The following is an 11778-nucleotide window of genomic DNA, read 5'->3' on the forward strand; positions in this document are numbered from 1 at the left end:
TTAATTGTCAAAGACCTTGAAGCAGTTCCCCGCATCGGGGAAGAGGGTGTCTACCCTCGTGCGTCTCTCTTGTCAACCGCCCTTTGCAACTTTTTTTCGTTCCTCCGGGCGTCCCGCTTCGACCCTTCGGCCGCGTGGCCGTGTCGTCGTCGCGGAAGCGGGTATCTACGGAAAACCATCCCGCCGGTCAAGAGCGAAAATGCTTCCGGGCGCATTTTTTTTCATCTTTCCCCGTGTCATGACAAAACGCATCCTTATAATGCACAATCCGCCTGCCACGCGCCTTTTCCGTCTTCCCCGATCCTCGCCCGTCTCCAGGCCAGGGTCAGAGCGCCGATGAACAGGTGGTCAGCGTGTTGACATACACACGGGATGGGCAGAAGGCACTTCGGTAGCGCAGCAGCCAAAAGGGGGTTTCATGATTCGCAACCTACCGCTCAACGCCAAGCTCACCGCCGCCGTACTCGGACTGGTCATCCTGACCGTCGTCGTGCTCACGAGCGTCAACCTCATCCAGACCCAGCGCACCCTGACCGACGTGGCCATGACCTCCATCAAGGCCCTCGGCGACTCCATCTACCGCGATTTCGAGGCCCAAAATGCCGTGACCGTGGAAAAGGTCGCGGCCGACCTCGTACTTTTGGAGCGCGAGATCGGGCGAAACGGCCTGTTGAACTTCGACGACTACGATATCCGCGCCGTGACCATCACCAACCAGGTCACCCAGGCCACGGAGACGGTCGATCTCCCGGTCTTTCAGGCCGGGCGCACCCCCTTGGACAACCCGCGCCTGGTGGACGAAGTCGTTGACCTGGTGGGCGGTACTGCCACCATCTTCCAGTACCTGCCCGGCAAGATGATCCGCATCTCCACCACGGTACGCCGGGCCGACGGCGAGCGCGCCACCCTGACTTACATCCCCGAGGACTCGCCGGTCTACAAGGCCGTAACCGAGGGTAGAGTCTACACAGGCCGGGCCTTCGTGGTGAACGCCTGGTACCTGACCGCCTACGCGCCCATGAAAAGCATCCACGGCGACCTCCTGGGCATGGCCTACATCGGCCGTCCGATCATGACCGACGCAGTGCGCCACGCTCTGTCCGGGGCCAATATCAACGGCAAGGGCTTCGCCTTCGCCTTCGACGCCAAGGGGGCCATTCTCGAATACCCCGACGACTCCAAGATCGGCCGGAACATCAGCGAGGTCGGCCTGCCCAAGGAAGCCATGGAGATCACCGAGGGCTTCGTCACCTACGTCGAGGACGGCAAGCCTACCACGGCCTACGTGCGTTATTTCCCCGAGTGGGACTGGCGGCTCGCCATGTCCATTCGAGACGCGGATATGCTGCAGGGCGCGGACATGCGCATGTTGCGCTCCGGTGCCGTCGCGGCGGTGGTCATGCTCGCCGTGGGCGGACTCTTGACCTTGCTCATCATCCGTCTGACGACCTCGCCGCTCAAACGGCTGGAGAACTACACGGCCGAGGTCGCCTCGGGCAATTTCGCCGCCTCCATCGACTACTCAGCCAAGGACGCCATCGGCCGCACCGTTGACGGCGTGCGTGCCATGGTCGGTGAGATCAAGAACAAGCTCGGCTTCGCCCAAGGCGTGCTCGACGGCGTCTCTTTCTCCTCGCCCTGCCTGATCACGGATGCGAGCGACAAGGTGACCTTCGTCAACCAGCGGCTGCTCGACCTGCTGCAAAAACCCGGCAGACCAGACGATTACAAGGGCCAGACCATCGGCGAATTCCTCTTTGGCGATCCCTCGCGCGGCAAGCGCACCATGGCCGAGGTGAGAGCCAAAAAGCACGCCGTCTCGGAGATGCAGTACGACTGCGGCCGCGGCGTGTGCAAAACCATGACCGCCAATACGAGCATGATCCACGACCTCGACGGCAAGGAGCTTGGGGCCTTCACCCTGTACTTCGACCTGACCCAGATCCGCCAACAGGAGACGCTGCTCACGAAGAAAAACGAGCAGATCGCCTCCATCGCGCAACAGGCCGGCCTGATCGCCGACCAGGTGTCCTCGGCAGCCGAGGAATTGGCCGCGCAGGTGGAGCAGGCCACGCGCGGCGCGGACCTGCAAAGCTCCCGCGCCGCCGAGACGGCCACGGCCATGGAAGAGATGAACGCCACGGTGCTGGAGGTGGCGCGCAACGCCTCCGAAGCCGCGGGCGGAGCCGAGCAGGCGCGCAACAAAGCCCGCCAGGGCGAGGAGTCCGTGCGTCAGGTCATGGCCTCCATCGCCGAGGTCGCGCGCCAAGCCGATCAGATGGAGCGGGACATGGGCGAGCTCGGCCGCCAGGCCGACGGCATCGGCAACATCATCGGCGTGATCAACGACATCGCGGACCAGACAAACCTTTTGGCGCTCAACGCCGCCATCGAGGCCGCGCGCGCGGGCGATGCGGGCCGGGGCTTCGCCGTGGTCGCGGACGAGGTGCGCAAGCTCGCCGAGAAGACCATGGCCGCCACCAAGGAGGTCGGCTCGGCCATCGCCGCCATCCAGGCCGGAACACAGAAGAGCGTGGCGGCCACCAAGGCTTCGGCCTCCTCGGTGGGCCAATCCACGAACCTGGCCCAGGAGTCCGGCAAGGCCCTGACCGAGATCGTGGGCATCGTGGAGAGCACGGCCGGACAGGTCTCCTCCATCGCCACGGCGGCCGAGCAGCAATCCGCCACCAGCGAGGAGATCAGCCGCGCCATCGAGGACATCACGCGCGTCTCCGGCGAAACCGCCGCGGGCATGAACCAGTCCTCGCAGGCTATCGCCGAACTGGCCCGCCGGGCGCACGAGTTGCAGCGGCTCATCGAGGAGATGAAGGCTTAGCAGCGCTCGCCACCGGCCTTTTCGGCCCCCGTCGCCTCCCTCACCAAACCCAAAGGCCCTGTTTTCCCGACAGGGCCTTTGGGTTTTCCAGGCCGGTTTCTCTGGTCTTCGCACCCGATACGGGATACCAAAAACGCACCGGACAGTCCTCGGAATCAGGCCGACTCGCGACATGACCCCCAACCAGATGGAGGAGCCATGCCCATCAGCAGAAGGCAATTCCTGTACTATTCCGCTCTGGTCACGTCCTCCGTGGCCCTAAGCGGCCTTCCCCTGTATGCCTACGACCCCAAGCCCGGCTCGGGCCGCGACGAGGTGCGGCGCAGCTATTGCGGCCTTTGTCACCCGCGCTGCGGCACGCTCCTGCACATGCGCGACGGCAAAGTGTTCGAGGTCAGCGGCGACCCCGACCATCCCGTGACGCGCGGCATGATCTGCGAGCGCGGCCTGCTCATGCCCGAACACATCCATCATCCCGGCCGCGTCAACCACCCCCTCAAACGGGTCGGCGCGCGCGGCGAGGGGAAGTGGGAGCGGATATCCTGGGACCAGGCCCTGGACGAGGTGGCCGAGAAGCTCGCCCGACTTCGCGACGCCCATGGCCCGGAGACCCTGGCCTTCACCCACGGCACGAGCCGCACCCATCACTGGGACTGCCGCCGCTTCTTCAATCTTTTCGGCTCGCCCAACGTCTGCGGCGTGAACAACGTCTGCATGTGTCCCTCCTACGCCACGGAGTACGCCACTTACGGCGGCATGGCACGCGGTAACCCGCGCCGGGCGAAGTGCGTGGTCATCTGGGGGCGGGCCTCGGCCAACTCCTCGCCCGTGCAGTCCTGGCCCGCGTTGCAACAGGCCAAGAAAGCCGGAGTCACGTTCATCGTCGTCGATCCCAGGCGCATCGAGGAAGTCGAGCTGGCCGACATGTGGCTGCAGATCCGGCCCGGAACGGACTTGGCCTTGCTGCTCGGCTGGATCAGGCTGGTCATCGAGGAGGAACTTTACGACAAGGAATTCGTGGCCAAATGGACCGTGGGCTTCGACGAAATCAGACAGGCCGTGCGCGACTACACGCCCGAAAAAGTCAGCGAGATCACCTGGCTGCCCGTGGAACAGATCACGGCGGCGGCACGGCTCTACGCGACCTCGAAACCCGCGCAGATCCCTTACGGCTACGGCCTGGACAAGCAGGGAGTGAACGCAAACCAGTGCGCCCGCGCCCGCGCCATCCTCAGGGCCATCACCGGCAACCTGGAAGTGGACGGCGGCGAGACCTTCGGCCAGACGCCCGAGGTGGCCAAGGTGCGCGGCGAGTTCGATCTCGTGGCCAGCGAGGCCATTTCCCCGGCCCAGCGCGCCAAGCAGCTCGGGGCCGACACCTACCCCTTCTTCGGCTTTCCGGGCTGGGAGCGCAACGTCGAGTCGAACCGCAAGCTGCCCAAAGGCCACGTGGCCCCGCCCTCCATGTACCGCACCTGTGTGGCGCACGCGCGCGACGTGTTTCGGGCCGCGATCGTCAAAAAGCCCTACCCGGTCACGGCCATGTTCTCCGTGGCCAGCAACCCCATGCTCTCGTTCCCCGACTCGCCCATGGTCATGCAGGCCCTGATGGCGCTCGACCTCTACGTGGTCATGGAATACTACATGACGCCCTCTGCGGCCCTGGCGGACTACGTGTTCCCCTCGGCGACCACGGTGGAGCAGCCCGAGTTGTGGACCACCGGCAGCTTCTGCATGGCCTGCCCGCCGGGAATCGAGCCCCTGTACGAACGGCGCGACACATACCAGTTCTATCGCGGCCTGGGTCTTCGCCTGGGACAGGAGAAGGACTGGCCCTGGGAGAACTTGGAGCAGGCCTACGACTACTGCCTCGAACCCGTGGGCACGACGTTCGCGAAGCTCACCGAGAGCTACGGCTTCTTCGGCAAACCGCAATTCAAGCGCTACGAGCAGACAGGCTTCGGCACGCCCTCGGGCAAGGTCGAGCTTGTCTCGTCGATCTTCAAGGATATGGGCTGCGATCCCGTGCCGATCTACAAGGAGCCGCTGTGGAGTCCGGCGGGCGACCCCGAACTGGCCGCACAATACCCGCTGGTGCTCATCACCGGCAGCCGCTTCATGCCCATGTACCACTCCGAGCACCGGCAGATCGAATCCGCGCGCAGGGCCGCGCCCGATCCCCTGGTCTTCCTGCACCCGGAAACGGTGGCGGCGCTGGGGCTTGCAGACGGGCAGTGGGTGCATGTTGTCTCGCCCAAGGGCAAGGCGCGCATGCGGCTTCGGGCATCCACCGCGATCCATCCGAAGATGGCCGACGCGCAGCACGGCTGGTGGTTCCCCGAGCGTTCGGGCGAGTTGCCCGGGTTGTTCGGGGCCTTCGAGTCCAACGCCAACATGCTCTGCCCCATGGAGCCGGAGCAGTGCAGCCCCGAAATCGGCAGTTGGCCGCACTCGGCCCTGCTCTGCCGCATCGAGAAGGCGTGATCAGTAGTTGAAGGGCTCCTCGGAGCGGATGTCGAAGATGTAGGGCTCGGGGTGGTCGGCCATGGGCTCGAAGGCCTCGGGCTCGAAGGCCGTGGTCTCGCCGAGGATGGTGGCGATGACGCCGGGAATGGCGGGCGCGCGGCCCCTGGGCTTTTCCGCGGGCCGCAGATGCCCGGCCACGCGCAACCACTGCCCTTTTTCGAAGGCATCGGGATCGTCCACCGCGATGCGCACCCCGGCGGCCAGGGCGTCGGCGAAGCAGCAGTTTATGATCAGACGCACCAGCGCCACGTGCCCGTCCGCGTCCATCTCGGCGGTGCGCATGATCATGCCCTCCGTGACGAAGGGGCGCGGATCGGGCGGCGTCTTCTCGCCCTGCAGCAGCAGTTCGGCCGGATTGAGCCGGATGTACTCCCGGCCGTCGATTTCAAGGCGCGGCGGTCCCCGGTCCACGGACGAAAGTCCGCCCAGGGCTCCGGCGGCGAAGGACGGCCGGTCGGCTTGGTTCACGGCCTCCATGGCCAGGGGCAGAAAGATGGCGAAGACGGCCATGGCCATGAAACTCGGCCGCCGCACGCGATCCGTGGGCACGAGGATGCCCGCGAGCATGAGTACGACGCCGGCCGTGGCCGTGATGTGCTGAAAGCGCGGGTTGAGGAAGTACCAGTAGGCCGTGGTGAAGGGCAACACGACCATCAGCGAGCCCAGGCCCGCCAGAAGGAGTCCGGAGAAAAGCCGCCGCGCGCCGTTCACAGCCCCACCCCCGGCCCGAACAGGGCATGGAAGGCCAGCGCGGTGAAGAACACCGAGACAATGGGAATCAGGCACAGGGCCAGGGCCAGCCGGCGCGAGAAGACCGCGAAGAAGAGCGGAATGAGCTTCAGGTCCACCATGGGGCCAAGCCCCACGAAGGACAGCCGGGCAGCCGCCGGGAAGGAGACGAAACTCGCAGCCACGAAGGCGTCGGCCTCGGAGCAGACCGAGAGCAATACGGCCAGAAGCATCATCGAGCCGATGGCGATGACCGGGGCGGCGGCCATGGAGTGCAGCCAGTCCGCGGGCATAAAGGTCTTGATGGCCGCGGCGGCCATGGCTCCGGCGATGAGGAAGGCGCCCATGTGCAGGAATTCCACGCCCGCACCCGTGAGCACGGCGCGAAGGCCCGCAAAGAAGCCCTTGGGCCGCTCGGCGTGTTCGTGACCGCAGCCGCAGCCCGCCACGCTGCACGAGCCTACGGCCGCGTTCAGGTCTACCCCGCCGCGCAAGAGCTTGTGCGCGGGCAGGCGGCCGTAGACCATGGCGATGATCACGGCCGGGATGAGCACGCAGACCACGCGACCGATGGTCAGAGGCAGGTCGCCGCGAAAGGCCACCCAGGTGGAGGCCAGGACCACGGGGTTGGCCACGGGCGCGGCCAGCAAAAAGGCCAGGGCCGTTCGCTGCGGCACGCCCTTGGCCAGCAGGCGGCGCACCAGCGGCACCACGCCGCATTCGCAGGTGGGCAGCAAAATCCCCGCGAAGCACCCGGCCAGGGTCTGCCCCAGGGCCGAGCGCGGCAGCCAGCGCTCCAGGCCGTCGGCCGGGGCGTAAACCTCGAAGGCCGCCGAAAGCAGGCAGCCAAGCAGCAGGAAGGGGGCGGCCTCAAGCACGATGGCCGTGGTGATGGTGGCGAACAGGGCCAGCGTGGAGTCGAACAGCATGCGGTCGTCAGCATCCCGAAGGGTCAGGGTGTGAAAGCCCGCCAAAGGTAGGCGCGCGACAGTCGCGCGTCAACCGCCCTTGACAGGCGACGCAACCTAGTTGCATAGAATGCGGCAAGATGCAACCCGGTTGCACGCGTACCGGCGGATGCGGCTCTGGCAGGAATCCCGCGCGCGTCTCGCCGCGCGGCCGGACCGGCACTTCCGGTCTTCCACCCCCGACACGTCTATTGTATGGAGGACGCCATGCACAATGAAATCATCCGATCCCCCGGACGGACCTCGGCCGTCACGCGCGCGGCCGCACGCCTCGCGCGTCTCGTCGCCCTTGCGGCCGCGCTCCTGCTCCCGGCGCTTCCGGCCTTTGCCCAGAGCGCCCCGCTGTCCGTGGCCGTAAGCATCCTGCCGCAAAAGTTCTTCACCGAGACCATCGGCGGCGAGCGCGTCCAGGTTCTGGTCATGGTGCCGCCGGGCGCGGAGCCGCACACCTACGAGCCCAAACCCGGGCAGATGAAGGAACTGGCCGGGGCGTCCCTCTATCTCGCCATCGGCGCGCCCTTTGAAAAAGCTTGGCTGCCCCGTTTTTCGGGCGTGAATCCGAACCTTGCGATCGTGGACGTGGACGAGGGCATCGAAAAGCTGCCCATGACCGAATGCGGCCATGACCATGGGCATGGACACGATCACGGCCACAAGCATGACGCGCACGGGCATGACCACAAGCACGAGGCGCACGCGCACAAACATGACGACCACGCGCACGGGCATCACCACGGCCACGGGCATGATGCCCACGACCACGGCGAGTTCGACCCGCACGTCTGGACCACGCCTTCGACCGTGCGCACCATCGCCCTGAACACGGCCCTGGCCCTGACCGAGGCCGACCCCGAGGGTACGGAAGCTTACCGCGCCGGGCTGGAGCGGCTCCTGGCCATCATCGACGCGACCGACCGCGACGTGCGCGCCGCCCTGAAGGATGTGCCCAAGGGGACCGCCTTCATGGTCTTCCATCCGGCCTGGGGATACTTCGCCCGCGACTACGGCCTGCGCGAGATATCCATCGAGCAGTCCGGCCGCGAGCCTGGCCCCCGCGAAATGGCGGCGTTGACCGAACTGGCGCGCACGGAGGGCATCCGCACGATCTTCATCGAGCCGCAATTCGCCCGCAAGACCGCCGAGACCATCGCCCGCCAGATCGACGCCTCGGTGGCGACCATCGACCCCCTGGCCGAGGACTGGTCCGGCAACCTGCGAGCCGTGGCCACAGCCATCGCCGAATCCTCGGGGGCTCGCTAGCCCATGACCGTCTCCGTTACGGGGCTCTCCTTCGCCTACGAGGGGCGCGAGGTGTTGAGCGACGTGAACCTGCACGTGGCCAAGGGCGACTACCTGGCCGTGCTCGGCCCCAACGGCGGAGGCAAGACCACGCTCATCAAGCTGCTGCTCGGGCTGCTCGAACCGCGCACGGGAGAGGTGCGGCTCTTCGACCTGCCCCCGGCGCGCGCCCGAGGCCGCGTGGGCTACGTGCCCCAGTCCGCGAACCGGGCCAAGCTTCCGGCCACGGTCCTGGACGTGGTGCTCATGGGCCTGCGCGGCCGGGTAGGGAGGCGCGAGCGCGACAAGGCGCTGGCAGCCTTGGCCCGCGTGGAGATGGAAGGCCAGGAGGGGCGCATGTTCTGCGACCTCTCCGGCGGCCAGGCGCAGCGCGCGCTCATCGCCCGCGCTCTGGTGCACGAGCCCGAATTGTTGCTCCTCGACGAACCCACGGCGAACATCGACCCCCAAGGCCGCTTCTGCTTCTACGAATTCCTCTCGTCGCTCGCGCGCACGGCCACGGTGGTGGTGGTCAGCCACGATCTCTCCATCCTCGGCTCAGGGCTTTCCTGCGTGGCCTGCGTGAACAAGCGGCTGCTCTTCACCTGCGGCGGTGAACTCACGCCTCCGATGATGGAGCTGCTCTTCGGCGTGCACCGCCACGGCTGCCCGGTCGCCGATTCCATGAAAATACTGGCCCAGCTCGCGGACCTGCACGGCCCGAACTCGGCGGGAGCGGCGGACGCTCGCCGCCAGGGAGGCGGCGCGTGAGCTTGTTGACAAACCCATCTTTCAGGCTGCTCAAAAAGCCCCAGATGCAAGGCGCAAGAAAAGTTCAAGGCCGACGCGTATTTGAAATACGCGAGGATTTGAACTTTTTGCAGCAACGCCGCAGATGGGACTTTTTCAGCAGCCTGGCTCGCCGCCAGGGAGGCGGCGCGTCGTGATCGAGGCCCTGTCCTTCGAGTTCATGCAAAACGCCCTGATCGCCGGGCTGCTCAGCGCCGTGGCCTGCGGCATGGTCGGCGCGCTGGTGGTCGTGGGCCGCATGGTCTTCCTGGCCGGAGGCATCGCCCACGCGGCCTACGGCGGCATCGGCCTGGCCTTCTTCATGCGCTGGCCCGTGATGCCCACGGCGCTCGCCTTCTCGCTCGCGGCCTCGGCCGCCATGGCGGCCGTGACCAAGGGCGGGCAGGCGCGCGCGGACACGGTCATCGGCGCCATCTGGGCCGTGGGCATGGCCGTGGGCATCATCCTGGTGGACCTCTCGCCCGGCTTCGCGGCCGACCTCATGTCCTACCTCTTCGGCTCCATCCTGGCCGTGTCGCGCCAGGACATCCTGTTCATGGCCGCGCTCGACGCGGTGCTGCTCGTGCTCACCGTGATCTTTTACCGCGACCTCCTGGCCATGTCCTTCGACGCCGAATACGCCCGCACGCGCGGCGTGCCAGTGACCTTCCTGCACTTCCTCCTGCCCGCCATGACGGCCGTGACCGTGGTCATGCTCATCCGCGTGGTGGGGCTCATCCTGGTCATCGCCCTGATCACCATCCCGCCCTATCTGGCCGAGCGCCACAGCCGCTCGCTGGCGGCCATGATGGCCTGGGCGGCCCTGTACGGCGCGCTGTTTTGCACCGTGGGCCTGTTCGCCTCCTACCACTTCAATCTGACCTCGGGCGCGACCATCATCAGCGTGGCCGCCGCGACCTTCCTGCTCGCCGCCGCCTTCGGCCGGGCGCGGGCCGCGCTGCGCGCGAGGCGATCATGACGGTCGAAGACACGCGCGCGGCGCTTCGCTCGGCCGGTCTTTCAGCCACGCCGCACCGCCTGTGGGTGCTCGCGCTGCTGGAGCATGCGGGCCGGGCACTCTCGGCCCCGGAAATCCTGGAGCGCGCCCAAAGCGAGCAGGCCATGAACAAGGTCACGCTCTACCGCATCCTGGACCTCTTGGCCGCAAAGGGCCTCGTGGCCAAGAGCCTGGGCCACGACCGGAGCGCCCTGTACTGCCTGGGCGAGCGTCGCACGGAGACGGCCCACGGCCACTTCCACTGCTCCGGCTGCGGCCGCGCCCTGTGCCTCGAAATCGGAGCGCCCGCGCTCGACCTCGCGGCCCTGCGCGCGTCCCTGCCCATGCGCCTGGACGAGATCTCGCTGAACCTGTTCGGCCGCTGCCCGGCCTGCCTCGAACACGACGCGCAGAGCAAAGCGGGCGAAGAACCCTAGACCATCGCTCTCGCGCGGCGGGCCGAGCGCGTTGCCTTGCGGGGACAAAAACCATACTTTGACCCCGTGATGCGAGAACCCTACACCCTCTCTTGGGTCACCCCGTCCCTGGCCGTGGGCTCGGCCCCCATGAACTACGACCAGCTCGACTCGCTCCGACGCCAGGGGATTCAGGCCATCATGAACCTCTGCGCCGAGTTCTGCGATCTGCACTGGATCGAGTCCGGCGAGGGCTTCGAGGTCTATTACCTGCCCATCGATGACGAGGAGGCCCCTGCCCTGGCCGAGCTCGAAAAGGCCCTGGACTGGCTGGACGAGGAGCTCTACCTGGGCCGCAAGGTGCTCATCCACTGCCGTCACGGCATCGGCCGCACCGGCACGGTGCTCAAGGCCTACCTGCTGCGCCGGGGACTGGGCCACAAGCTGGCCGACAGGCGCATCAAGGGGCTTCGCTCGCAGCCCGCGAACTTCGATCAATGGTGGTTCCTGCGCAAGTACGGCAAGACCCAGGGCCGCCTGAGCATCCGCGAACCCTCGCTCGAGCGCTCGCAGGCCGTGGACCTTTATCCCTTCCTGGCCGACTGGGAGCGCGTGGCCCGCACCGTGGACGCCCGCCTGGAAAGCGGCGGGCACGGCGAGCCCTGCGGCCAGGCCAACGACCATTGCTGCCGCGACCTCGTGCACATGGGGCTGGCCGGGGCAGTGTATCTGCACCATTTCGTGAGCATGACCTTCGGCCGCCGCGACCGCGAGGCGCTCCAGGCCCGCGCCCTCAAGGGCTGCCGCGCCCTGCGCGAGGCCACGCGCGAAACCGGCGGCGCCACGCTTGGCGAGGCCGTGGCCAAAGCCTACCGCGCCAAGGACATCCTCTGTCCGCTTTCGGAGATGGGCGAATGCCAGGCTCTCAAGCAGCGGCCGCTGGCCTGCCGCCTGGCCGGGGTTTCGGGCGAGTTGCGAAACGAGGTGGAGTCGTGGGCCAGGCGCGAGCTGAACCAGTGCTCGGCCGGGCTGTGGCTGGCCTTCGCGGGCCGCATGGAGACGGGCGGGCCGCTGCGCTTTCCCCTGCCCGAGGTGCTGGCCGGCAAGTTCGTGCAGACCTTCTTCCACCGCCTGGCCGGGATGTAAGGCCGCTAGACTGGCTGTTGCCAAGAACCTCGTTGCGCAGGCCGTTCAAAAAGAGTCAGATGCAAGGCGCAAAAAAGCGCCGGGGCCGACGTG

Annotated in this window: 9 protein-coding genes; 7 read left to right on the plus strand and 2 right to left on the minus strand. The window is 66.9% G+C overall.

What is annotated here, in order from left to right:
* Positions 1-418: 418 nt before the first annotated feature.
* Both DSAT_RS06985 and DSAT_RS06990 read left to right on the plus strand, forming a co-directional pair.
* Positions 419-2836 carry a methyl-accepting chemotaxis protein gene (locus DSAT_RS06985; protein WP_020886870.1) on the plus strand — a complete coding sequence of 806 codons (2418 nt, stop codon included), beginning with the start codon at positions 419-421 and terminating at the stop codon, positions 2834-2836.
* Positions 2837-3034: 198 nt separating this feature from the next.
* Entirely contained in the window at positions 3035-5320 is a 2286-nt protein-coding gene (locus DSAT_RS06990) for a molybdopterin-containing oxidoreductase family protein (protein WP_020886871.1), read from the plus strand.
* Here DSAT_RS06990 and DSAT_RS06995 read toward each other — a convergent pair whose 3' ends face one another.
* Together DSAT_RS06995 and DSAT_RS07000 are read right to left on the minus strand one after the other, a co-directional pair.
* Complete coding sequence (locus tag DSAT_RS06995; protein ID WP_020886872.1) at positions 5321-6073, minus strand: TIGR03943 family putative permease subunit; 753 nt, start codon at positions 6071-6073, stop codon at positions 5321-5323.
* Entirely contained in the window at positions 6070-7020 is a 951-nt protein-coding gene (locus DSAT_RS07000) for a permease (protein ID WP_020886873.1), read from the minus strand. The genes DSAT_RS06995 and DSAT_RS07000 overlap by 4 nt, the downstream gene beginning before the upstream one ends.
* A 246-nt stretch (positions 7021-7266) precedes the next feature.
* On the opposite strand from DSAT_RS07000, the gene DSAT_RS07005 reads away from it, so the two are divergent.
* From DSAT_RS07005 to DSAT_RS07025, 5 genes are all read left to right on the plus strand, one after another.
* The gene (locus tag DSAT_RS07005) at positions 7267-8319 is read left to right on the plus strand and encodes a metal ABC transporter solute-binding protein, Zn/Mn family (RefSeq protein ID WP_020886874.1); all 1053 of its coding nucleotides are present in this window, start codon (positions 7267-7269) and stop codon (positions 8317-8319) included.
* 3 nt (positions 8320-8322) lie between these two features.
* On the plus strand, positions 8323-9108 hold the full coding sequence (locus DSAT_RS07010) for a metal ABC transporter ATP-binding protein (protein ID WP_020886875.1): 786 nt from the start codon (positions 8323-8325) through the stop codon (positions 9106-9108).
* A gap of 172 nt (positions 9109-9280) precedes the next feature.
* Positions 9281-10105, plus strand: a complete 825-nt coding sequence (locus tag DSAT_RS07015; protein ID WP_020886876.1) for a metal ABC transporter permease — start codon at positions 9281-9283, stop codon at positions 10103-10105.
* Complete coding sequence (locus tag DSAT_RS07020; RefSeq protein WP_020886877.1) at positions 10102-10560, plus strand: Fur family transcriptional regulator; 459 nt, start codon at positions 10102-10104, stop codon at positions 10558-10560. Before DSAT_RS07015 ends, DSAT_RS07020 begins: the two co-directional genes overlap by 4 nt.
* Positions 10561-10629: 69 nt before the next feature.
* Complete coding sequence (locus DSAT_RS07025) at positions 10630-11685, plus strand: protein-tyrosine phosphatase family protein (protein ID WP_020886878.1); 1056 nt, start codon at positions 10630-10632, stop codon at positions 11683-11685.
* Positions 11686-11778: the final 93 nt, after the last annotated feature.

Source organism: Alkalidesulfovibrio alkalitolerans DSM 16529, assembly GCF_000422245.1.
Classification (GTDB): Bacteria; Desulfobacterota; Desulfovibrionia; order Desulfovibrionales; family Desulfovibrionaceae; genus Alkalidesulfovibrio; species Alkalidesulfovibrio alkalitolerans.